The 22,949-nt window shown below is 59.0% G+C and carries 23 protein-coding genes; 7 read left to right on the top strand and 16 right to left on the bottom strand.

The features are described from left to right. The 3 genes from pflA to pta all read left to right on the top strand — a co-directional run. A partial coding sequence (gene pflA, locus EGI20_RS09530; protein ID WP_498631281.1) for a pyruvate formate-lyase-activating protein occupies nt 1-641 on the top strand: 641 nt, incomplete at its 5' end. Between the two features lie 62 nt (nt 642-703). Continuing rightward, on the top strand, nt 704-1,900 hold the full coding sequence (locus tag EGI20_RS09535; RefSeq protein WP_160798194.1) for an acetate/propionate family kinase: 1,197 nt from the start codon (nt 704-706) through the stop codon (nt 1,898-1,900). Nucleotides 1,901-1,975: 75 nt separating this feature from the next. After that, complete coding sequence (pta, locus tag EGI20_RS09540) at nt 1,976-4,039, top strand: phosphate acetyltransferase (protein ID WP_498631282.1); 2,064 nt, start codon at nt 1,976-1,978, stop codon at nt 4,037-4,039. A gap of 59 nt (nt 4,040-4,098) precedes the next feature. Here the strand turns inward: pta and EGI20_RS09545 are convergent, their stop codons facing one another. From EGI20_RS09545 to EGI20_RS09570, 6 genes are all read right to left on the bottom strand, one after another. After that, a complete protein-coding gene (locus EGI20_RS09545; protein WP_498631283.1) occupies nt 4,099-4,332 on the bottom strand; it encodes a hypothetical protein in 234 nt (77 codons plus the stop codon). 407 nt (nt 4,333-4,739) lie between these two features. Then, on the bottom strand, nt 4,740-5,993 hold the full coding sequence (gene murA, locus EGI20_RS09550; protein WP_124735131.1) for a UDP-N-acetylglucosamine 1-carboxyvinyltransferase: 1,254 nt from the start codon (nt 5,991-5,993) through the stop codon (nt 4,740-4,742). 3 nt (nt 5,994-5,996) lie between these two features. Next, a complete protein-coding gene (locus tag EGI20_RS09555; protein ID WP_124735130.1) occupies nt 5,997-6,242 on the bottom strand; it encodes a BolA family protein in 246 nt (81 codons plus the stop codon). A 27-nt stretch (nt 6,243-6,269) separates the two neighbouring features. After that, a complete protein-coding gene (locus tag EGI20_RS09560) occupies nt 6,270-7,025 on the bottom strand; it encodes an ABC transporter permease (RefSeq protein ID WP_498631284.1) in 756 nt (251 codons plus the stop codon). Further along, nucleotides 7,025-7,927: an ABC transporter ATP-binding protein gene (locus EGI20_RS09565; protein ID WP_498631285.1), complete on the bottom strand. Its 903-nt coding sequence runs from the start codon at nt 7,925-7,927 to the stop codon at nt 7,025-7,027. The genes EGI20_RS09560 and EGI20_RS09565 overlap by 1 nt, the downstream gene beginning before the upstream one ends. A gap of 51 nt (nt 7,928-7,978) precedes the next feature. Then, a complete protein-coding gene (locus EGI20_RS09570) occupies nt 7,979-8,617 on the bottom strand; it encodes a TetR family transcriptional regulator (protein WP_498631286.1) in 639 nt (212 codons plus the stop codon). Nucleotides 8,618-8,858: 241 nt separating this feature from the next. On the opposite strand from EGI20_RS09570, the gene EGI20_RS09575 reads away from it, so the two are divergent. Genes EGI20_RS09575 through EGI20_RS09585 form a run of 3 tightly spaced genes read left to right on the top strand, consistent with a single transcriptional unit; the run spans nt 8,859 to nt 14,613 of the window. After that, complete coding sequence (locus EGI20_RS09575) at nt 8,859-10,028, top strand: efflux RND transporter periplasmic adaptor subunit (protein ID WP_498631287.1); 1,170 nt, start codon at nt 8,859-8,861, stop codon at nt 10,026-10,028. An 18-nt stretch (nt 10,029-10,046) separates the two neighbouring features. Continuing rightward, nucleotides 10,047-13,208: an efflux RND transporter permease subunit gene (locus tag EGI20_RS09580; RefSeq protein WP_498631288.1), complete on the top strand. Its 3,162-nt coding sequence runs from the start codon at nt 10,047-10,049 to the stop codon at nt 13,206-13,208. Continuing rightward, nucleotides 13,198-14,613, top strand: coding sequence for an efflux transporter outer membrane subunit (locus EGI20_RS09585; RefSeq protein WP_498631289.1), 1,416 nt, complete (start codon nt 13,198-13,200; stop codon nt 14,611-14,613). The genes EGI20_RS09580 and EGI20_RS09585 overlap by 11 nt, the downstream gene beginning before the upstream one ends. Before the next feature lie 173 nt (nt 14,614-14,786). On the opposite strand, the gene EGI20_RS09590 is transcribed toward EGI20_RS09585, so the two are convergent. From EGI20_RS09590 to dapC, 8 genes are all read right to left on the bottom strand, one after another. Next, entirely contained in the window at nt 14,787-15,563 is a 777-nt protein-coding gene (locus tag EGI20_RS09590; RefSeq protein ID WP_498631290.1) for an MlaA family lipoprotein, read from the bottom strand. Then, complete coding sequence (locus tag EGI20_RS09595) at nt 15,560-15,856, bottom strand: STAS domain-containing protein (RefSeq protein ID WP_498631291.1); 297 nt, start codon at nt 15,854-15,856, stop codon at nt 15,560-15,562. The genes EGI20_RS09590 and EGI20_RS09595 overlap by 4 nt, the downstream gene beginning before the upstream one ends. Continuing rightward, nucleotides 15,856-16,479, bottom strand: a complete 624-nt coding sequence (locus EGI20_RS09600; RefSeq protein WP_498631292.1) for an MlaC/ttg2D family ABC transporter substrate-binding protein — start codon at nt 16,477-16,479, stop codon at nt 15,856-15,858. Before EGI20_RS09600 ends, EGI20_RS09595 begins: the two co-directional genes overlap by 1 nt. Before the next feature lie 52 nt (nt 16,480-16,531). After that, nucleotides 16,532-17,014 carry an outer membrane lipid asymmetry maintenance protein MlaD gene (gene mlaD / locus EGI20_RS09605; RefSeq protein WP_498631293.1) on the bottom strand — a complete coding sequence of 161 codons (483 nt, stop codon included), beginning with the start codon at nt 17,012-17,014 and terminating at the stop codon, nt 16,532-16,534. 17 nt (nt 17,015-17,031) lie between these two features. After that, nucleotides 17,032-17,817 (bottom strand): lipid asymmetry maintenance ABC transporter permease subunit MlaE, encoded by a 786-nt coding sequence (gene mlaE, locus EGI20_RS09610; protein WP_124735119.1) that lies wholly within the window; start codon nt 17,815-17,817, stop codon nt 17,032-17,034. Beyond that, nucleotides 17,810-18,625, bottom strand: a complete 816-nt coding sequence (locus EGI20_RS09615; protein ID WP_498631294.1) for an ABC transporter ATP-binding protein — start codon at nt 18,623-18,625, stop codon at nt 17,810-17,812. Before EGI20_RS09615 ends, mlaE begins: the two co-directional genes overlap by 8 nt. A 222-nt stretch (nt 18,626-18,847) precedes the next feature. Continuing rightward, nucleotides 18,848-19,669 carry a 2,3,4,5-tetrahydropyridine-2,6-dicarboxylate N-succinyltransferase gene (gene dapD / locus EGI20_RS09620; protein WP_124735237.1) on the bottom strand — a complete coding sequence of 274 codons (822 nt, stop codon included), beginning with the start codon at nt 19,667-19,669 and terminating at the stop codon, nt 18,848-18,850. 50 nt (nt 19,670-19,719) lie between these two features. Further along, nucleotides 19,720-20,922 carry a succinyldiaminopimelate transaminase gene (dapC, locus tag EGI20_RS09625; RefSeq protein ID WP_498631295.1) on the bottom strand — a complete coding sequence of 401 codons (1,203 nt, stop codon included), beginning with the start codon at nt 20,920-20,922 and terminating at the stop codon, nt 19,720-19,722. A 48-nt stretch (nt 20,923-20,970) separates the two neighbouring features. Between dapC and EGI20_RS09630 the strand changes: the two genes are divergently transcribed. Next, complete coding sequence (locus EGI20_RS09630) at nt 20,971-21,879, top strand: DMT family transporter (protein WP_498631296.1); 909 nt, start codon at nt 20,971-20,973, stop codon at nt 21,877-21,879. On the opposite strand, the gene EGI20_RS09635 is transcribed toward EGI20_RS09630, so the two are convergent. Together EGI20_RS09635 and EGI20_RS09640 are read right to left on the bottom strand one after the other, a co-directional pair. Further along, on the bottom strand, nt 21,873-22,529 hold the full coding sequence (locus tag EGI20_RS09635; protein ID WP_498631297.1) for a SlyX family protein: 657 nt from the start codon (nt 22,527-22,529) through the stop codon (nt 21,873-21,875). The two genes, EGI20_RS09630 and EGI20_RS09635, sit on opposite strands and share 7 nt — an antisense overlap. Before the next feature lie 18 nt (nt 22,530-22,547). Beyond that, nucleotides 22,548-22,949, bottom strand: a 402-nt coding sequence (locus tag EGI20_RS09640) for a Na+/H+ antiporter NhaC family protein (protein WP_498631298.1), incomplete at its 5' end; no start/stop codon positions are given.

Consider the following 22,949-nt stretch of genomic DNA (forward strand, 5'->3'; position numbering starts at 1 on the left):
TCCGCTGCCTGTATTGCCATAACCCGGACACCTGGAAGCTGCATCACGGTCGCGAGATGAGCGTGGAGGATGCGCTGGCCGAGCTAAAACCCTACGCAGGCTTCCTCAAATTTGCCGGTGGCGTCACCATTTCCGGTGGCGAGCCGATGATGCAGCCCGACTTTGTCGGTGCTGTATTCAAGGGCGCTAAAGAACGCTTCGGTCTGCATACCACGCTGGACACCCAGGGCTATCTGCACGAGAGCCTGCCGGATGCCTGGTTTGAGGCGGTGGATCTGGTGATGCTGGACATCAAGCACAGCGACCCTGAGCAGTACAAAAAGATCACGGCCCAGCCTTTGCAGCCGACGCTGGATTTTGCCCGGCGCATGGCGAAGATGGGCAAGAAGATGTGGATCCGTTATGTGCTGGTGCCGGGGCTGACCGACGGCTTCGATGATGTCGAACGGCTGGCCGACTTTGTCGCTAGTCTGGGTGAAGTTGTCGAGCGCGTAGAGGTGCTGCCATTTCATCAGCTGGGCCAGAGCAAGTGGGCCGAGCTGGGTATGGCGTATGAACTTGCCGACACCCTGCCGCCTTCGGCCGAGTGTGTCGCCCGTGTGCGTGGCCAATTTGCCGCACGCGGTTTCTTTGTCAGCTAGAGCGAGCACTTGACGCTTGCTGCCTGACAAACCGATTTTACTAATTTATTGAAAGTACTCTCATGAGCCAATCCCTGATTCTGGTTATTAACTGCGGCAGCTCGTCGCTCAAGTTCGGTCTGTTCCCTGTCGGTGCGGAAGAGCCAACCCTGTCCGGTCTGGCCGAGTGCCTGGGCGATGCCGATTCGCGCGTCGTATTCAAGGCTGACGGCAAGAAGAGCACGCTGGCAATTGCCGGTGGCGCGCATGATCAGGCACTGGAAGCTGTGATCGAACATATCCGTGCCCGTGGCGAGCTGGATAGCGTAGTCGCTGTCGGTCATCGCGTTGTGCATGGTGGCGAGCGTTTCCACGCCTCGGCGCTGATCACTCCTGAAGTTGAAACCGCCATTGAAGCGTGCGCCGCACTGGCGCCACTGCATAATCCGGCCAACTTGCTGGGTATCCGTGTGGTGCGTGCTTGCCTGCCAGCGCTGCCGCAGGTTGCCGTATTCGATACCGCTTTCCACCAGACCATGCCGCGTGCCGCTTACCTGTACGCGCTGCCGATGAAGCTGTACCGCGACCATGGTGTGCGTCGTTACGGTTTCCACGGCACCAGCCACCGCTTTGTGGCTGAAGCAGCTGTCGCCGAATTGGGCCTGGACGCCGCTGATCACGGCATCGTGATTGCCCACTTGGGTAACGGCGCTTCTGCTGCTGCCATCAAGAATGGCGCCAGCGTAGACACCACCATGGGCATGACCCCGCTGGAAGGTCTGGTCATGGGTACGCGTTCGGGTGATGTAGATCCGGGTAGCCTGGCCTATATCGGCGAAAAACTGGGTCTGGATCTGGCCGGCATCGACAAGTTGCTGAACAAAGAGTCCGGTCTGCTGGGTCTGTCCGAACTGTCCAATGACTGCCGTACGCTGGAAGAAGCCGCGGCCGAAGGCCATGAAGGCTCGATCGTTGCGCTGGAAGTGTTCGCCCATCGTCTGGCCCGTCATATCGGCGGCCTGGCTACTTCGCTTGACCGTCTGGACGCCGTGGTATTCACCGGCGGCATCGGCGAGAACAGCGACAAGCTGCGCGCCATGACCCTGGCCAAGTTGTCGGCTTTCGGTATCGAAGTCGATGCCGAAGCCAACGCCCGCTGCACCCGCGGCACCGCCGGCGTGATCAGCCGTGGCAACGGCCCTAAAGCCATGGTGATCAACACCAATGAAGAATTTGTGATTGCTTGCGATACCGCCGAACTGGCCGGTATCACGGGCTGAATTCCGGTCTAGGATGAAATACGAACCCGCGCCTGCGCGGGTTTGTGCATTACAGCCACAAGAAAGGCTTACCCCATGCAGAAAATATTTTTCCTGGCCCCTGTTGGCCACGATGCCGGTCTGACCTCTTTGGGTCTGGGGCTGGTGCGCTCGCTGGAGCGCGAGGGTATCAAGGTCGGCTTTGCCAAGCCTATCGCCCAGCCGGGCACAGGTCCGGATCTGTCTACCCATTTCGTTCGCTCTTTGTGCGGCATTGAGGCACCCGAGGCAATTCCTTTTGCCCGTGCCGAAGCATTGTTGCGCGAAGGCAAGTTGTCCGACCTGATGGAAGAAGTGGTGCAGAACGTCGCACCGCTGGTGTTGCAGCACGATGTGGTGCTGGTTGAAGGCCTGACCCCGGGCTCGGATGTGCCGCTGGCCAGCGAGCTGAATCTGGAACTGGCCAAGACCCTGACCGCCGACCTGATTCTGGCAATCTCGGCCGCCCGCCGCGACGCCCGCGATATTTTTGAAGCCATTACCCTGGCGCGCCGCAGCTATAGCGACGGGCAGGTTAACCTGGCCGGCGTCATGCTGAACAAGCTGCCGGCAGGAGCCGAAGGTCAGCAGTTGCTGCAAAACTTAGGCCGCATTGCGCCGCCGTTGCCGCTGTTGGCGACCGTGCCATTCGAGGCACGTCTGAATGCCGTACGCCTGCTGGATCTGGCCTCGCCTTTGGGTCTCAAGATCGAGCACGCCGGCAATATCGGGCGCTCGCGGGTGCATGAAGTGGTGGTCGCTGCCCGTGCGGTGGAAAACATGATAGACCGCTTGCGCCCCGGTGCACTGGTGGTGACGCCGGGCGATCGCTCCGACGTGATTCTGGCTACGGCGCTGGCAACCTTGCGTGGCGTGCCGCTGGCGGGTCTGCTGTTGACTTGTAACGAGCCGGTTGCTGCCAAGGTTGTGCCTCTGATCGAATCGGCCAAGCTGGCGGGTCTGCCTATCCTGTCGACCGAGCGTGATACCTTTGAAACCAGCGCCTTGCTGTCGGCGATCAATGTGCACGTTGCTGCGGACGATACCGAGCGCATGGAGCAAGTGATCGACTTTATGGCCGAGCACACCATGACGGCAGACCTCAAGGCCAAGATCGGCGAGCCGACCGAACTGCGCATGCCGCCACCGGCATTCCGTCACCGTCTGGTCGAAATTGCCCGTCGTGCCAATAAGCGCATCGTGCTGCCGGAGGGCGATGAGCCGCGCACCTTGCAAGCGGCGGTGATCTGCCACGAGAAGGGGATTGCCCGTTGCGTCTTGTTGGGGAATCCCGCACGTATCCACCAGGTGGCGGATGCCCAGGGCGTGGCCTTGCCGACCGATATCGAGATCATTGATCCAGAAGCCGTACTCAGCCGCTATGTGGCGCCTATGGTCGAGCTGCGCAAGTCCAAGGGTTTGACCGCACCGCAGGCTGAAAAGCTGCTGGAAGATACGGTCATGATGGGGACCATGATGCTGGCGCTGGGTGAAGTTGACGGTCTGGTGTCTGGCGCGGTTCATACCACCGCCAGTACCGTGCGTCCTGCACTGCAGCTGATCAAGACCGCGCCTGGCGCGTCTATTGTTTCCAGCGTGTTCTTTATGCTGATGCCGGATCAGGTACTGGTGTATGGCGATTGCGCCATCAATCCGGACCCGACCGCTGAGCAGTTGTGCGATATCGCGATCCAGTCGGCCGATTCGGCCAAGGCTTTCGGTGTCGAGCCGCGCGTGGCGATGATTTCCTACTCCACCGGGGCCTCCGGCACCGGCGATGATGTCGAGAAGGTGCGCGAAGCGACCCGTCTGGCCAAAGAAAAGCGTCCGGATCTGATGATTGACGGCCCGATGCAGTACGATGCGGCTTCGGTTGAATCGGTCGGCCGCCAGAAGGCACCGAATAGCCCGGTAGCAGGACGTGCCAATGTATTTGTAGTCCCGGATCTGAATACCGGTAATACAACCTACAAGGCGGTACAGCGTTCTGCCGGTGTGGTTTCGGTTGGTCCAATGTTGCAAGGCCTGCGCAAGCCGGTGAACGACTTGTCGCGTGGCGCATTGGTGGACGATATTGTTTACACCGTGGCACTGACGGCGATCCAGGCAACCCAGGCCTGAGTATTAGCTGTTTGATACAAGCCCCCACAGCACTGCTGATGGGGGCTTTTTCATGGCATTTACTCAGGTGTGCCGGAGTGAATATCTAGCGCAAAGCAGCTCACGCTGCGCTCGGCTAGCAGGGCGGGCGGCGTCAGCTGATCCAGACGCTGAATGCCGACATCGACAAACTCTTGGCACAGCGAGCGACCACACGAATAGAACGTGTGTTCTACACGCGGCGAGTGGTAGCGTGTGCCCAGGCTGGCGGGGTGACGGCAAAAATCGCAGCACCCGGAAAAGGGAGTACTCAAGGAAGGCTCTAAATTTGTAAAGTCAATGCAATGTTCAGTGTGCACGACTCTTATTGTCATGTGTCGTGACTAATTGGAAATACTTGTTTAATTATTTTGCAATGTTGTTGTTTGGCATGTACCGTTCTTGTCGAAGTTACTGTCTTTCTTGTGTCGTAACTGCTTTTGTATCGGTTTGTCTGGGCATTTTCACCTGTTAGTGTTGCCGCTTGTGCGCGTCCTGTGTGGGCTACGGCAGGAGATCCCGCAGCCGCTTTGCTTATGAAATGAGCAAATTCGCTAATGGCAGGGCAAGGCTTGCCATGGTCAATAGAAAACAGCCCGGCAGATTTAGTCTGTCGGGCTGTTGAGTTTTTAGCCTGAGCCGCCCGCCTAGGCGGGCTGTGCCCATTTTCCGCTCAGCGGCTTCAGCTCACGCGCTCGATCTGGGCGCCGACTGCACCGAGCTTGCGCTCGATATGCTCGTAGCCGCGATCCAGATGATAGATGCGCTCGACGATGGTTTCACCATCGGCGACCAGACCGGCGATCACCAGGCTGGCCGAGGCACGCAAATCGGTTGCCATGACCGTAGCGCCGGACAGGCGTTCAACGCCACGAATCACGGCGGTGTTGCCTTCGGTCTCGATATTGGCACCCATGCGCTTGAGCTCGGGCACATGCATGAAACGGTTTTCAAAGATGGTCTCGGTCACCATGGCTGCACCTTCGGCAATGGTGTTCAGCGTCATGAACTGCGCCTGCATATCGGTCGGGAAAGCCGGGTAGGGCAGGGTGCGGATATTGACCGATTTCGGGCGGCGCTTCATATCCAGCGAGATCCAGTCGTCGCCGCATTCGATAATGGCACCGGCTTCAACCAGTTTGTCGAGGATGGCTTCCATGCCCTTGGGTGCGGCATGACGCAGGATGATGTGACCCTGAGTCATGGCACCGGCGACCAGGAAGGTGCCCGCTTCGATACGGTCCGGCATGATGGCGTGTTCCGCGCCATGCAGTTTTTCTACGCCTTCAATCACCAGGCGGTCGCTGCCGATGCCGCTGATCTTGGCGCCCATCTTGTTCAGGCAATGTGCAAGGTCGCTGACTTCAGGCTCGCGTGCAGCGTTTTCCAGTACGGTAATGCCGTCGGCCAGAGTGGCGGCCATCAGCAGGTTTTCGGTACCGGTAACGGTCACCATATCCATGACGATGGTGGCGCCGCGCAGACGCTTGGCGCGCGCCTTGACATAGCCGTGCTCGATGGTGACTTCGGCGCCCATGGCGACCAGCCCCTTGATGTGCTGGTCAACCGGGCGCGAGCCGATGGCGCAGCCGCCTGGCAGCGAGACCGAGGCTTCGCCGAAGCGTGCCAGTGTCGGGCCCAGTACCAGGATAGAGGCGCGCATGGTTTTCACCAGCTCGTACGGAGCCACCAGTGTGTCGATCTGGCTGGCGGTGATCTCGATTTCATGCACATTGTCGGTCATCACGCGCACGCCCATACCTTGCAGCAGCTTTTGCGTGGTGGCGACGTCGCGCAGCATGGGCACATTGCTGTAGCGCATGGTGTCGGCGGTCAGCAAGCTGGCGCACAGAATGGGCAGTGCGGCGTTTTTGGCGCCGGAAACCGGGATTTCGCCATTGAGCGGGCCATTGCCGCGAATAATCAGTTTTTCCATGGGTCAGCCTTGTTGCTCAGCCCATTCTTGTGGGCTGAATGTTTTCATCGAAAGAGCGTGGATTTCGTCACGCATGCGGTCACCCAGTGCCTTGTAGACCAACTGGTGTTGCTGCACACGGTTGCGGCCGGAAAACTCCGCACTGACGATTACCGCCGAGAAATGGGTGCCGTCATCGCCCTCGACTACGATGTGGGTACAAGGCAGTGAGGCAGTGATCAGTTGCTTGATGTAGTCAGGTGTAACCATGGTACGGGATATTCCTAAAAGAGTAGCTTAATGACGCAGCTTGTAGCCGACCTTGATCATCCACAAACCTAGCGAAGAAAGCAGGACAAAACTGGTGCCAACCACGGCCAGGGCCAGCCACGGACTGACGTCGGCCTGGCCGAAAAAGCCGTAGCGAAAGCCGTCTATCATGTAAAACACCGGATTCAAATGCGAAATGGCACGCCACAGCGGTGGCAGGCTGTCTATCGAGTAGAACACACCGGATAAAAAAGTCAGCGGCAGGATAATGAAATTCTGGAAGGCGGCCAACTGGTCGAATTTCTCTGCCCAGATGCCGGCAATAATACCCAGCGCGCCCAGTACTCCACAGCCCAGCACGGCAAAGGCGAAGATCCACAGTGGTGCCTGCGGCAAGGGCATGCCGAACCAGGCGGTAATGGCAATCACGCCCGCGCCGACCACCAGTCCGCGTACGATGGCGGCAGCCAGGTAGGCTGCAAAGAATTGTAAGGGCCCGAGCGGCGACAGTAGCAGGAATACGATATTGCCGGTGATCTTGGACTGAATCAGGCTGCTGGAGCCATTGGCAAAGGCGTTTTGCGTCATCGACATCATGGCAAGACCGGGAATCAGGAAGGCGGTATAGCTGATGCCGGGGTAAACCTCGAGATGGCGTGCCATTACATGGGAAAAGATCAGCTGGTACATCAATGCGGTCAGCACCGGCGCGGCAACAGTCTGAAACGCCACTTTCCAAAAGCGCAGGATTTCTTTCCTGAACAGCGTGTAAAACCCCTGCATCAGGCTTTCCCTCCTTGCATCATATGGACGAATACGCTTTCCAGATCTGTTTCTATCACCGTCATCTCCCGGACCTCTATTCGCGCTTCGCGCAAAGTGGCCAATACCTGTTCGATGCGGGCGATTTCCGGCAGGCGCAACACCACACGCTGGCCTTCATCGCGGACTTTCAGCGGCAAGAGTGCATCCGGCAGTGTTGCCGACAGCTTGAACGACACATCGCGCTCATTGCTGTGTGCCAGAAGCTTGGTTTTGTCTTCCAGAGCGATCAGTTTGCCTTTTTTAAGCATGGCGATGCGGTTGCACAATGCCTCGGCTTCTTCCAGATAGTGGGTGGTCAGCACAATGGTGTGCCCGGCCTGGTTCAGTTCGCGCACAAAGGCCCACAGGCTTTGTCTGAGCTCGACATCGACGCCGGCCGTGGGCTCGTCCAGCACAATCACCGGCGGGCGGTGTACCAGTGCCTGTGCGACCATCACCCGGCGCTTCATGCCGCCGGACAGCGCGCGCATATTGGTGTCGGCCTTGTCGCTCAGCCCCAGCTTTTCCAGTAGTTCATCCAGCCAGTCATCATTGTGCTTGAGACCGAAGTAGCCGGATTGGAAACGCAGGCTTTCGCGTACAGAGAGGAAGGGGTCGAAAACCAGTTCTTGCGGTACGACGCCTAGGGTTTTGCGGGCCAGATAGGCGGCGCTGATGGTGTCGTGTCCGAGTATGCGGATATGGCCGCTAGTTTGGCGTGATAAACCTGCCATGGCCGAGATCAGCGTGGTCTTGCCCGCGCCGTTGGGACCGAGCAGGGCGAAAAATTCGCCGGCCTCGACGCGAAAGCTGACATCGTCCAGCGCCTTGAGCGTGCCGAAGTTCTTGCTGACCGACTGGATTTCAATGGCAGGAGTCATAAGGCCGCGACGGGAAAAAACCGGCATTATAGCCGGAATCGGCGCGCTGCGTCAGTCGTGCGCCAGCCAGCAGTCCGGCTTGAAAACCCCGGAAAAATAGGGCTTTAACAGGCTCTCGGGCTGGCTATGCAATAAGGGTGTATCCGGCAGTAACAGGCTGAATTGTACCAGGCCACGCTGCTGTGCCTGCCAGGCGATGGCCGCCGCGATCGGATCTATGCCCGGTTTGAGTTGTCCCTGCTGCTGAGCGAGTTCTATGATGCGGATCAGGCGCTGCTGCAACTGGCGGATCCAGTCCAGATTCTCGATCTGTAGCGACTGCAACTCGCCTACATATTCACAACGAAAAAACAGAATACCCAGAATGCGGCGGATGTCGGGTGAATTACTTACGTTTGTCAGGATTTCTAGAGCACCGCACCATAGACTGCGGGCCGCATTGTCTGCCGCATTGCGCTCCATGGTGTCGTAAATCTGGTGATAGGGCGGTATCACTTGCTGACTCATGGCGTAGAACAGGTCGAGTTTGTCCTTGAAATGCCAGTAGATGGCCCCGCGGGTCAGCCCTGCGGAACTGGCAATGTCGGCGAGTGAAGTATGACTGACCCCTTTTTCCCAGAACAGCAGTGCTGCCGTTTCCAGAAGTTTTTTCCGGGTTTGTTCTGCTTCTTCTTTGGTTTTTCTGGCCATGGCTACCTGTTTTTTATCAGTGTGCTGTTGCGTGTATTGGGCGCAATAAATGTTGATTCGTCGCTAAGTGGTATAGCGGAGTGTTGAAACAGGTTTTTTGCCATTTTACATACATGCTTGTATGTATGTAAAATGCAGTCCATCTCCAAAAACACAATATGTAATCTATTCTGGGAAAGATATGTGTATGGTTTGGATATCTGTTTCCGAGGACGACAACATGTCACTACCGAGCGTAAAAATGAAAAGACCCGTTACTTGGCTGTTGCTGACAGCCGTCGCAGCCAGCCTGATGGCTTGCGGCAAGGATGAAGGCGCAGCCGGCAAGCAAGGCACGATGCCGCCGATGCCGGTGTCTGTGGTGTCCATCCAGCCCAAGGACATTCCGCTGACTTTTGAATATGCCGGCCAGGCTGCGGGTTTCCGTGAGGTTCAGGTACGCGCTCGCGTCGAGGGCATCTTGCTGCACCGCAATTTTGTCGAAGGACGCCGCGTCAAGCAGGGCGAGACTCTGTTCGAGATCGGCCCCGATACCTATATTGCAGCGGTAGATCAGGCCAAAGGCAATCTGGCGGTACAAGAGGCCAACTACAATCAGGCCAAGCGCACCTACGACCGCGTGCTGCCCCTGTTCAAGGAAAATGCCGTCAGCCAGCAGGATAGGGATAATGCCTTGGCTGCCTTTGAAAGTGGCAAGGCAGCGGTCGAGTCGGCTCGCGCTACGCTCAAGCAGGCGCAGATCAATCTGGGTTACACCAAAGTCACCGCCCCGATATCCGGTCTGACCAGTCTGGATGTGGTGTCCGAAGGCAGCCTGGTCACCCCGAACAGCATGCTGACTCGCATTTCGCAGCTGAATCCTATTTATGTGAATTTCTCTTTCTCGGATAACGAAGCGCAGAAACTGCGCCGCGATATCGACGAAGGGCGTGTGCGGGTGCCTGCACAAAATGCCTATCAGGTGTCAGTGAAAATGTCCGACGGCTCGACCTTTGACCAGATCGGTAAGATCAATTTCTCTGACAATGTGGTGAACACCGATACCGGCACCATTAGCAGCCGTGCCCAGTTCGACAATCCGCAAGGCATGCTGTTGCCAGGCCAGTTCGTGCGTGTAACGCTCAAGGGCGCCCAGCGCATTAACGCGGTTACCGTGCCGCAGGTGGCGGTATTGACCACGCAGCAGGGCAAGCTGGTGTGGACGGTGAACAAGGAAGGCAAGGCCGAGCCGCGCCCGGTCGAGGTGATCGATCAGGTCGGCGCGGACTTCGTGATTGGTAGTGGTCTGGCCAAGGGCGATCGCGTCGTGGTCGACAATATCCTCAAGCTGCGCCCGGGTGCTCCGGTGACGCCGCACGAGGCCGGCAGCAAGCCTGCCGCTTCCGCGCCTGCCGCTCAGGCCCAAGGCTGATAAAAGGAGTCTGACCCCATGTTTTCTGCCTTCTTTATCAGGCGACCGATCTTTGCCACGGTGATCTCGCTGATCATCATGCTGGCAGGTCTGGCAGCCATTACCGCCTTGCCGGTCGAGCAGTACCCGGACATCGTGCCGCCGGTGGTGCAGGTGCAAGCGACCTACCCTGGCGCTTCGGCCCAGGTGATTGCCGACACCGTCGCTTCGCCGCTGGAGCAATCGATCAACGGCGTCGAGAATATGATCTATCTGCAGTCGTCCAGTTCGAGTAACGGCGTCTTGAAGTTGAATGTCAGCTTCAAGATCGGTACCGATCCTGACCAGGCGACCATCGATGTCAACAACCGCGTGCAGTCGGCGCTGACCCAGTTGCCGCAGGAAGTGCGTCGTCAGGGCGTGACGGTGACCAAACAGTCGACCGCGATGCTGCAGATTATCGCGCTGGTGTCGCCGGACAAGCGTTACGACACGCTGTTTATCAGCAACTACGCCACGCTCAATATTGTCGACGAGCTCAAGCGTATCCCCGGTGTGGGTAGCGTGGTCAACTTTGCGTCGCAGGACTACGCGATGCGGGTCTGGCTCAAGCCCGACCAGCTGGCCAAGCTCAAGCTGACGCCGTCGGATATTTCCACCGCCATCAACCAGCAGAACGCGCAGTACGCCGCGGGCAAGGTGGGTGCCGAACCGATGGCGAAGCCGACCGAGTTCACCTATACGGTGACGACGCAGGGTCGTCTGACCGATGTCACCGAGTTCGAAAACATTATCGTGCGCTCGAATCCGGATGGCTCCAACCTGCGCCTGAAAGACGTGGCACGGGTCGAGTTGGGTGCGCTGAACTACGACTTCAGGGGCACATATAACGGCCTGCCTACCGTTCCGGTGGGCATCTATCTGTCGCCGGGAGCCAACCAGTTGGCGGTGGCCGATGCGGTGAATGCGACCATGGCCAAGCTGTCGCAGAGCTTCCCGGGCGGGCTGGAGTACTCCATCCCTTACGACACCACCGACTTCGTGCGCGTGTCGATCGAAGAGGTGTACAAGACCTTCGCCGAAGCCATGGTGCTGGTGTTCCTGGTGGTCTACCTGTTCCTGCAGAACTGGCGTGCGACGCTGATCCCGTGTCTGGCGGTACCGGTGTCGATTATCGGTACCTTTGCCGGCATGTATGCACTGGGCTTCTCCATCAATACGCTAACCCTGTTTGGTATGGTGCTGGCCATCGGTATTGTGGTCGATGATGCGATCGTGGTGCTGGAAAACGTCGAGCGCATCATGAGTACCGAGAAACTGGGGCCACGTCAGGCTTCCATCAAGGCGATGGAAGAGGTGGCGGGTCCGGTAGTGGCCATCGTACTGGTGCTGGTGTCGGTGTTCCTGCCGGTGGCTTTCCTGGGTGGTATCGCAGGTCAGATGTACAAGCAGTTCGCCATTACCATCGCGGTGTCGGTAACCATTTCCGGCATCGTCGCGCTGACGCTGACGCCGGCCTTGTGTGCAATTTTGCTGAAAGAAGGGCACCAGCAGCCTAACCGCTTCTTTGCCGCGTTTAATCGGTTTTTTGACAAAATCACCGATCACTACGCCTCCGGCGTGCGCTTTTTGCTTAAGCGCTCCTTTGTCGCGTTCGTGATGTTTGGCGGCATGATTGCGATTACCGCCGGCCTGTTCAATATGGTGCCAGGTTCGCTGGCGCCGGAAGAAGACCAAGGCTATGTGATTGGTGCCGTGATCTTGCCCGATGGTGCCTCGCTGTCGCGTACGGCAGACACTATGGACAAGCTGGGCGAGGATCTGCAGAAAAATCCGGCCGTCAAAGTGGTGATGAACTTTGCCGGTTTCGACATCCTGTCCGGTGGTAACAAGACCAACTCCGGTGTCAGCTTTGTGACACTCAAGCCTTGGAGCGAGCGCAAGTCGGCCGACCAGTCCGCTTTTGCCGTGGTGGGGGACATCTTCAAGCTGGGTGCGAAGATCCCGGAAGGCGTGGTACTGGCCTTCAACCCGCCGCCGATTTCCGGCATGTCGTCGACTGGCGGTTTTGAAGCCTATATCCAGAGCCGCAGCGGTGCGTCGCCGGAAGAGATGAGCGTACAGGTGAAGAAGCTGATCGCCGAAGCATCCAAGCGTCCGGAACTGGCCGGCCTGTCGACTACCTTCTCGGCCGATGTGCCGCAGATCAACGTCAAGCTTGACCGCGAGAAAACGGTCGCTTACGGCGTGCAGATCAACCAGGTGTTCGACACCATGCAGAGTACCTTCGGTTCGCTGTATGTGAACGACTTCAACAAGTTCGGCCGTATCTACAAGGTGCAGCTGCAGTCCGAGGAAGACTTCCGTTCCAAGATCGAAGACCTGCGCAATATCTATGTGCGCTCGGCCAGTGGCAACATGATCCCGCTGACTTCGCTGGTAACGGTAGAAATGGGAACGGGTCCGCAGACCATGGAGCGCTTCAACGCCTTCCCTGCCGCCAAGGTGGTGGGCGGTCCGGCACCGGGTTACAGCTCGGGCGAGTCGCTCAAGGCGATGGAAGACGTGGCCAAGGAAGTCCTGCCGGCTGATTACTCGCTGTCGTGGAGCGGTAGCGCGTATCAGGAGCAGTCGACCAGCGGCTCGACCTTTATGGTGTTCGGCTTCGGCATGATCATGGTGTTCCTGATCCTGGCGGCACAGTACGAGCGCTGGACCTTGCCGATCGCGGTGCTGACGGCGGTGCCGTTCGCGTTGTTCGGCGCGATCCTGGCGACCTGGCTGCGCGGCCTGCAAAACGACATCTACTTCCAGGTGGCGCTGGTGGCGCTGATCGGTCTGGCGGCGAAGAACGCGATTCTGATTGTCGAATTTGCGGTGATGAAGTTCGAGGAAGGGGAGAGTCTGTTTGACTCGGCGATGGAAGCAGCCAAGCTGCGTTTCCGTCCTATCGTGATGACCTCGCTGGCCTTTATTCTGGGCGTGGTGCCATTGGCGATCTCGTCCGGCGCGGGTTCTGCCAGCCGTCATGCCCTCGGTACCGGTGTGATCGGCGGCATGCTGGCGGCGACCTTTATCGCGGTATTCTTTATTCCGCTCTTCTTCCTGTTGATCATGAAGGCGTCGAACAAGGGCAAGGATCATTACCAGGCGCCGGATGAAGGCCATACTGAAATCAAGGAGTCTACCGATGCTCATTAAAAGTCTGCCGCTATGGCTCGCCATCGCGCTGACCGGTTGCGCGGTCGGTCCCGACTACACCCGTCCGGTCGTGGAAATGCCGGGCGCCTGGCAAGCGGGGGCCGTGGCTCCTGCCGTGGCCGCCGACGTCAACGTGGCGCCTGACTGGTGGACATCGTTTAACGATCCGGTGCTGGACCAGTTGGTCGACGAGGCGTTGGCGTATAACCGCAATCTGGCGCAGGCTGCGGCACGCGTGGAAGAAGCGCGTGCCCAGGCCGGCATCGCCCGTGCCAATCTGGCACCGCAGCTCTCGGCCAACGCTGGTTATCAGCGCGGGCGTACCTCGGCGGATTCCGCAGCGGGTTCTCAGGTGTCCGATGCGCGTACTGCCAATGGCGCACTGAGCTGGGAGCTGGATCTGTGGGGCAAGCTCAGGCGTGCTAACGAGGCGGCGCTGGCCAATCTGGCGGCCTCCGAGTACAACCGTGATGCGACCCGCTTGTCTGTTGCGGCCACGGTGGCGCAAACCTATTTCCAGCTGCGCAGCTTTGATACCCAGCTCGATATTACCCGGCGTACGCTGGTGTCGCGCGAGGAGTCGCTGCGCATCAACAAGCGCCGCTTCGAAGGCGGGGTCACCTCCGAGCTGACCTATCGCCAGGCTGAGGCGGAGGCTGCATCGGCGCGTGCCGCTGTGCCATCGCTTGAGCAGTCGGTCATCCAGAGCGAAAACGCGCTGGCCATCTTGTTGGGCCGCTCGCCACGGGCGCTGGTAGACAGCAAAGTGGCGCGCGGCAGTGAGTTGGAAGCGCTGCAGGTGCCGGTCAATATCCCGTCCGGCCTGCCATCCGAGCTATTGATGCGCCGTCCCGATGTGCAGGCCGCCGAGCAGCAGCTCAAGGCCGCTAACGCGCGCATCGGCGTGGCGCGTGCCGCCTACTTCCCCAGCATCGGTCTGACCGGCTTGCTAGGCTCGCAAAGCGCGGCACTGGATACGCTGTTTAGCGGACCGACCCGTACCTGGAGTTTTGTTGGTAATCTGGCCATGCCTATTTTCGACTGGGGCAAGACCGGCGCTGGCGTCGATGCCGCGAGTGCGCAGCAGAAACAGGCGCTGGCAGCGTACGAGCTGGCCATCCAGAGTGCGTTTGGCGAGACGCTGGATGCCTTGTCGTTTACCCGAACTTCGCGTGACCGTCAGGCAGCCTTGTTTACCCAGTTGCAGGCACTGCAGGAAAGCTTGCGTCTGGCCCGTTTGCGCTACGATAACGGCTATTCCAGCTATCTTGAGGTACTGGACTCGGAGCGTGGCTCTTATCAGGCCGAGCTGCAGTTGGTCAGTGCGCGGCTGGATCAGCTGCAAGCTTCAGTCAATCTGTACAAGGCACTGGGGGGGGGCTGGAACGCACCGGCCCAGCACTGAGGTTTCTTGTATTAAAAAGCCAGCCCCCGTTCATCGGGGGCTTTTTTGTAACTGGCCTATTTCATTCCCTGTGCCGCTGACGCCTTGCGAGTCCCCTGCATGAGCCTGAGGGGCGCAAAAAATCCCCGCAGCCGTGGGGCGGGTGCGGGGATGTGGTTTTACTGCGTCTGGCTTCAGGGCTTGGGCGGTGGCGGCACGGCCACTGGGGCCGAGGCTTGCGGCTCGCCTACCAGATCATCGATATCGATGTCTTCTTCGTCCTTGTCCTGTGGCAATACCGCCCCGGTTTGCTTGGCACGCATATGCATATAGGCGTCGCGGGTAAAGGTATAGGCATCCAGCGAGGACTCGTCGATCTGCTTTTCCACGCCGAGCAGGCGTTCGCGTTCGTTGACGCCATACAGGCCGTAAAAACCGGCGGCTTGCGGCAGGGTGTCATAGATCAGCTTTTCCGGCCCCGGAATGCTGAGCGAAATACCCAGACCCGAGCCGTCGCGAACCGTGGACGGGCCGAAAAACGGCAGCATCAGGTAGTTGCTGTTTTTCCAGCCCCAAGTGGCAAAGGTATCGCCCAGCGTGGTGCGGTTCTTGACCAGACCTGCCGGTGTTGCGATATCGATCAGACCGAACAGACCGAAGGTCGAGTTGATGCTGACCCGCATCAGATCGTTCAGCGCTTTTTCCGGTTCGGCTCGCAGCGTATTGTTCAGTACGCTGAACACATCCTTCAGGTTGCCGTAGAAGTTGCCGACCGCCGTCCTGAACGGCTTGGGCGTTACGGTACGATAGCCTTCCGCCGCCGGCTTGATCACATTGCGATCCAGCGCCGTGTTGAAGTTATACATAGAGCGGTTGAACGGCTCGTAGGGGTCATACGGACTGGTCGGGTTGCTGGCGCAAGCCGATAGCGACAGTGCCGCCACAATGGTTAACAAGCGCAAGGGTTTCATCTTGCAGGCTCCATAAACTTGTCCAGCAGGGTATCTGCGCCGTATAGCCTGGCCAGGCTGATAAGCGGTGCCGGCACATTTTGCAGGGTAAAAGACTTGCCCTGCGCCTCCCCTTGGCGTGCCAGTTCGAATAGCAGCGACAAGGCCGCCGAGTCGGCACGGGTGACCTTGGCTAGGTCAAGATGCAGGCTGTCTCCGCTTTTAAGCCGGGCTGACAGCGCTTTGAGCTGCTGTTCTGCGCTTAGCATGGTCAGCTCGCCGGACAGGGAGGTGGCGGCGTGATGAAGCTGCATCAGGCGCTTGCTCCGCGAGCCAGTTTGGCATTCTTGTCCTGCAAGGCGCGGATCAGGCCGTCCAGACCGTTTTTACGGATTTCATCGCTGAACTGGTTGCGGTACACGGTGACCAGACTGGCACCTTCGACGCTGACATTAAAGACTTTCCAGCCCTGTGCGGTCTTGTACAGCACATAGTCGACATTGACCGGCTTGCTGCCGTTGCCGTTATTGCTGCCGGTGGTGATTTCCGACTTGACCGTGGCTTCACGCCCTTCGTTGTTCAAAATTATATTGGGCTTGATATTGACCGATGCATTCTTGAAGCGGGTCATGGTGCCGGAGTAGGTACGCACCAGCATGGTCTGGAATTCGCGTGCCAGCGCATCTTTTTGTTCCGGTGTGGCATCGCGCCAGCCGCGGCCGACGGCCAGGGCCGTCATGCGGGTAAAGTCGAACTTGGGGATGACGAAGGTTTCGACTTGGGTACGGATCCGGGCGGTGTTCTTGCCGTCGTCCTTTTTCAGTAGTTCCAGCACCTGGGCCGAAGTATCCTGGATCAGCGCCAGTGGTGTATCGGCCGCGGTGGCTTGGGTCGACAGGCCGAGCAAGAACAGGGTGGTCAGTAGCAGTTTTTTCATTTTCAGGTGGTCCGGTATTATTGGTTTTCAGTTTAGCGCCTGAGCCGGCGGCTCAGGGCTGTTTGTCGTCTTTGGCTGCGCCGCCTTCGGCAAAGCTGGTCATAAACTTGCCTATCAGCTGTTCCAGTACCAGTGCCGACGAGGTCAGGGCAATGCGGCCGCCGGGTTTCAGGTCTTCCGGATCGCCGCCTTGTACCAGCCCGACGTATTGCTCGCCCAGAAGGCCTGCGGTCAGGATTTCGGCACTGGTGTCCTGACTGAAACTGTACTGGCTATCTATGCTCAGGTTGACGCGGGCCATATAGTTTTTAGGGTCAAGCTCGATGCTGCTGACCCGGCCAACCAGAACACCGGCCGCCTTGACCGGTGCCTTGACCTTGAGGCCGCCAATATTGTCGAACTCGGCATACAGCACATAGCTCTTGTCGGCGCTTTGCGGCGTCAGGTTGGCCACCTTGAGTGATAAGAAGGTGATGGATGCAAGGCCTATGGCGACAAAAATGCCGACCCACAGGTCGATGATGGAGCGTTTCATGATGAGTTTTTCCGAAGCTAGAACATGAAGGCAGTCAGCACAAAATCGAGTGCCAGAATAACCAGGGCCGAAGTGACGACGGTGCGCGTGGTAGCCGCCGAGACGCCGGCTGCGGTGGGCGTCGCGTCAAAGCCTTCGTACACGGCAATCAGGGTCACCGCCATGCCGAAGAACAGGCTTTTGATCAGGCCGTTGACCACGTCGACATGCAGGTCGACATTGGCCTGCATTTGCGACCAGTAGCTGCCGCTGTCCAGACCTATCATCAGCACGCCGACGGCATAGCCGCCGATAATTCCCATTACATTGAACAGCGCCGCCAGAATCGGCATGGACAGCACGCCGGCCCAGAAGCGCGGCGCTACGACGCGGGCGACCGGATTGACCGCCATCACGCTCATGGCGTCCAGTTGCTCGGTCGCCTTCATCAGACCGATTTCGGCGGTCATGGCTGAGCCTGCGCGACTGGCAAACAGCAGCGCCGCCAGTACCGGACCCAGTTCGCGCAGCAAGGACAGCGCCACCAGCGCACCCAGCGCATCGGCCGAGCCAAAGCGCACTAGCGTGGTATAGCCTTGCAGGCCCAGAACCATGCCGACGAACAGGCCGGATACCACGATGATGATCAGCGACAGCACGCCGGAGAAGTACATCTCGCGTATCACCAGATGAAAGCGCAGCAGGCTTTGCCCCGAGTTCATCAGGATGGCGACAAAAAAGCGGCTGATCATGCCCAGACGCCAGATGGCCTCGATCACCCAGTGGCCCAGCTTGCGCAGGGGAGAGAGCAGGGTTTCAAGCATGGGGGCCTCCGAGTCCAATATCGTCGGCCAGCGAGGTGGTGGCCGGATAGGCCAGATGCACCGGGCCGTCAGCTTCGCCGTAGACAAACTGGTGTACCCAAGGTGACGCAGAGGCGCGAACCTCGTCCGGAGTGCCTTCGGCGACGATCTCGCCATTGGCGACAAAATAGACGTAGTCGACGATATTGAGCGAGTGCTGCACATCGTGCGTCACCATCACCGAGGTGGTGCCCAGCGCATCGCTGAGCTTTTTGATCAGGTGGGCAATCGCGCCCAGCGAAATCGGGTCCAGCCCGGTGAAGGGTTCATCGTACAGCATCAGCGCAGGGTCCAGCGCAATGGCGCGCGCCAGTGCAATGCGGCGCGACATGCCGCCGGACAGTTCGGCCGGCATCAGCTGCTCGGTACCGCGCAGACCGACGGCAGCGAGCTTCATCAGTACCAGATCGTGCACCATGCTGTCGGGCAAGCGCGTGTGTTCGCGAATCGGAAACGCCACGTTGTCGAATACCGACAGGTCGGTAAACAGCGCACCGAACTGGAACAGCATGCCCATGCGGCGGCGGTGCTCGAACAGTTCGCGGCTGCTCATCTTTTCGACATGCTTGCCGTCGACGATGACTTCGCCCTGTTGTGGGTAAACCTGTCCCGAGATCAGGCGCAGCAAGGTGGTCTTGCCGCTGCCGCTGCCGCCCATGATCGCGACGAAACGCCCGCGCGGGATGCTCAGGTTGATGTTCTTCAGAATGCTGCGCTCGCCATAGGCAAAGCTGACGTTTCTAAATTCGATAAAGCTGTCTGTACTCACGGAGGTTTCTATGACCGAAAAAAAATGGGGCAGAATCTGCCCGAGTTAATCGGCATTTTACAGGCTGTAAGGCAGAATCACCAAATTACCGCCTGACTTTATGGCCCCTTGTTGCAATGCACACAGCGGACGGGAGTGGTTTGACGGTCTTGCTTGATGCTGCGGGTTTTTAGGGTGCAAAAAAGCCCGCTTTTTGACGGCGGGCCGGAGTGGGCGGGGGAATCAGATGCCGCGCAGCAACTCGTTGATGCTGGTCTTGGAGCGGGTCTGAGCATCAACTTTTTTGACGATGACCGCGCAATACAGGCTGTGGCTACCATCTTTGGATGGCAGGCTGCCGGACACCACCACCGAACCTGCCGGTACGCGGCCATAGTGGATTTCACCGGTTTCGCGGTCATAGATGCGGGTGGACTGGCCGATAAACACGCCCATGGAGATGACCGAGCCTTCACCGACGATCACGCCTTCGACCACTTCCGAGCGCGCGCCGATAAAGCAGTTGTCTTCGATAATGGTCGGGTTGGCCTGCAAGGGTTCCAGTACGCCGCCGATGCCGACGCCGCCGGACAGGTGCACATTTTTGCCGATCTGGGCGCAGGAACCGACGGTGGCCCAAGTGTCGACCATGGTGCCTTCATCGACAAAGGCGCCGATATTCACAAACGACGGCATCAGCACGGTGTTTTTGGCAATGAAGGCCCCTTTGCGCGCTACTGCGCCGGGTACTGCACGGAAGCCGGCGGCGCCGAAGTCTTCGGCTTTCCAATCGGCAAACTTGGTGTCGACCTTGTCGAAATAACGGCTGACGCCATCATCCATGACTTCGTTGTCGCGGATGCGGAACGACAGCAGGACGGCTTTTTTCAGCCACTGGTTGACGATCCATTCGTCGCCCTGTTTTTCTGCTACGCGCAGATGGCCGTTGTCCAGTTCGTTAATGACCTGCTCGATGGCGGCTTTCAGTTCGACCGAGACAGTGGCTGGAGTAATGGATGCGCGTTCTTCGAAGGCGTTTTCAATCAGGGATTGCAGCGGATGCATATGGTTAAGCCCTTTGGCAAGATGAATGGTGGTGGTCATGATCGTAATCTTTAAGTGTTTGCAGTGCGATAAGCGGTCGTAAATTGTGCCATGCGTTGTGCAGCCTCGACGCATTCTGCCAGTGGCGCGACCAGCGCGATACGGATATAGCCCTGCCCCGGGTTGTGGCCATGGGCTTCGCGCGCCAGTAGCGAGCCGGGCAGGACGGTAATGTGCTCGTGTGCGAACAATTCGCGGGTAAAGCGGACATCGTCACCGCCGGGCACGCGGGCCCACAGATAGAAGCTGGCATCGGGCCGCCTGACGTCCAGCACTTGGGCCAAGGGAGCGGTCACCGCATCGAATTTGGCGATGTAAGCGGCGCGGTTGGCAACGACATGCGCTTCGTCATTCCACGCGGCGATGCTGGCGGCCTGCGTGGGCAGGCTCATGGCGCTGCCGTGATAGGTGCGGTACAGCAGGAAGTCTGCCAGCAGACTGGCATCACCGGCAACAAAGCCCGAACGCAGGCCTGGTGCATTGGAGCGTTTGGACAGGCTGGTAAACATCACCAGGCGCCGGTAGTCGCGTCCCAGCTTGCGCGCGGCCTCCAGTCCGCCCAGAGGCGGGGTGCCGAAGTGGATTTCGGAGTAGCACTCGTCCGATGCAATCACAAAACCGTAGCGGTCGGATAGCTCGAACAGTGCCTGCCAGTCGGCCAGATTCATCACCGCGCCGGTCGGGTTGCCCGGCGAGCAGACAAAAACCAGTTGTGTTCGCTGCCAGATAGCCTCGGGTACGGCGGACCAGTCCGGCTGGAAAGCGTGCCCGGCGGTGCAGTTGACGTAAAACGGCTGGGCGCCGGCCAAAAGAGCGGCACCTTCGTAAATCTGGTAAAACGGGTTGGGTGAAATGACGACCGGTTTTTTGCCTTCGCTGGTGTCGATCACGCTTTGCACAAAAGAAAACAGTGCCTCGCGGCTACCATTGACCGGCAGAACTTCACGGGCCGCATCCAGCTTGATATCGTAACGGCGCTGGGCCCAGTCGCGACAGGCCTGACGCAAGGCATCCGTGCCTAGTGTGGCCGGGTAGCCGGCCAGACCCTCCAGATTTCCTGTCAGCGCATCAGTGAGTAGCGCCGGCGTCGGGTGCTTGGGCTCACCTATCGACAGATTGATGGCGCTTTTGTCTGGCGGCGGCTGGACATCGGCCAGCAGGGCGCGCAGGCGCTGGAACGGGTAGGGTTGCAGTAAGGCCAGATTGGGGTTCACGGTTCTCTCTCGTGCTGCAGCAAATCCGACCATCTTAAAGAAAACAATATGATCCTGGCAAAACAAAAGCTGACAGCCATGGCTTGTCTGTTGACGACTGCTCTGGTGTGGGGGCTGATGTGGCTACCTTTTCGCGCCTTGCAAACGGGAGGTGTCAGTAACTGGACCACCTCGCTGGTGGTGTATCTGATCGCCATGCTGTTTGGCGTGGTGCTATTTCGCTCCACCTTTCGTCAGGGGGTGCGCTTGATACCGGTGATGCTGCCGATGATGCTGGCTTTTGGCTGGTGCAATTTCAGCTATAGCTGGGCACTGACCGAAGGGCCGGTGGTGCGTGTTCTGTTGCTGTTTTATTTGTCGCCGTTGTGGACGGCACTGCTGGCACGCCTGATCCTGCACGAGCGGCTGACCCGCGCCGGTTATGTGGTCATCGCCATTTTACTGGCTGGCTGTCTGGCCATTTTGTGGCGCCCAGGGGTGTTTGACGGCGATTTTCCCCTGAGCCACCGGTATGAGTGGCTAGCCTTGTCCGGGGGGATGGCGTTTTCGCTGGGTAATGTACTGAGCCGCAGTGCCGATCGGCTACCCTTGCCGGTTAAGTCCGCCATGATCTGGCTGGGCGTTCTGTTTTTTGCTGCGGGAGCCCTACTCTGGCGTGGCCAGCTAGGTGCCGTGCTGGAAATTCCGCCCATGGCATGGGCTGTCATGCTTGCGCTGGGCATTACCTTATTGTGTACCAGCGTGATCTCGCAACATGGCGTGTCGCTGTTGCCGGCCAATCAGGTCACGGCTCTGATGTTGCTGGAGCTGGTGTTTGCCGCCGCAGCCGCCTGGCTGCTTGCCGGTGAGGCCATAAGACCGGGCGAGTGGCTGGGCGGCACACTGATTGTTGGGGCCGGGCTGTTTTCCGGGCGCATGACGCATAAGCCGGCTGGCGCGCGCGTGGCAGCTCAATAGTGCGGCGGGATCTCGTCGCGCAGCGAGCGCTCTTCGTTTTCGCCACTGCCGCGTGCGCTTTGACGATACAGGAGGCGCAACTGCTCTTGCAGCAGGTCGAGTTCGTGTTGCTGGCGCGCAAGCGTGCTGCTTAGGGCATCGACCGTATCGTCCAGAAAGGCCAGACGGATTTCCAGTTCGCCACAGCGTTGTTCGGCATCGCGTGCATTTAGCCAGTTTTGCAACTGCTGTACGCGAAACGGGCGCTGGAACAGGGTGTAGAGTTCCAGCCAGTCTTCGGCGCGCATCCATGGCAAGCCATGTTCGATATCCACCTGTGCCGGGTTGAAGTCCCAGCCGGTCTGTTTCTCCTTATCGCGTACGCAAATGCCCGCCATCAAGTCGATGGCACGGCCGTCCTGACTGACAAAGCGGGCAAAGTGCTGCGCAATATGGTGCGGATGCGCCGGCCTTGGCTCTTCGTTAAAGAGTTCGGCCAGACGCAGATGGGCTTGGGCAAAGTGTTCAGGCGTGACCAGCAGATCCAGATCCTGCGGGTTGGCCTCCAGCCCCAGATGGTAGAGCAGGGTGCTGCCGCCGATTCCCCAGTCAAGACCATTCAGTAAGGGGGCGAGTCGTGTCGCCAGTGCCATTGGGGCAGGGGTGTTCATCATGCTTCCTTAAAAATTTCACAGCACCATGGCGGCAATCCAGCCTGCGGTCAGTAGTGGCAGGTTGTAGTGCAAAAAGGTGGGAATGACGGTGTCGCGGATATGGTCATGCTGGCCATCGACATTCAGACCCGAGGTCGGCCCCAGGGTCGAATCGGAGGCTGGCGAGCCGGCATCGCCCAAGGCTCCGGCCGTACCGATAATGGCGACCGTGGCCATGGGCGAGAAGCCCAGCTGTATGCACAGCGGAACATAAATGGCGGCGATGATGGGGACGGTAGAAAACGACGAGCCTATGCCCATGGTGACGAACAGACCGACCAGCAGCATGGCGAATACGGCCAGGCCGCGGTTATGGCCGAACAGTTCGGCCGAGGAGCTGACCAGCGGCGCGATCTGTCCGGTGGCTTTCAGTACTTC

The sequence above is a fragment of the Aquitalea sp. S1-19 genome, assembly GCF_024343515.1.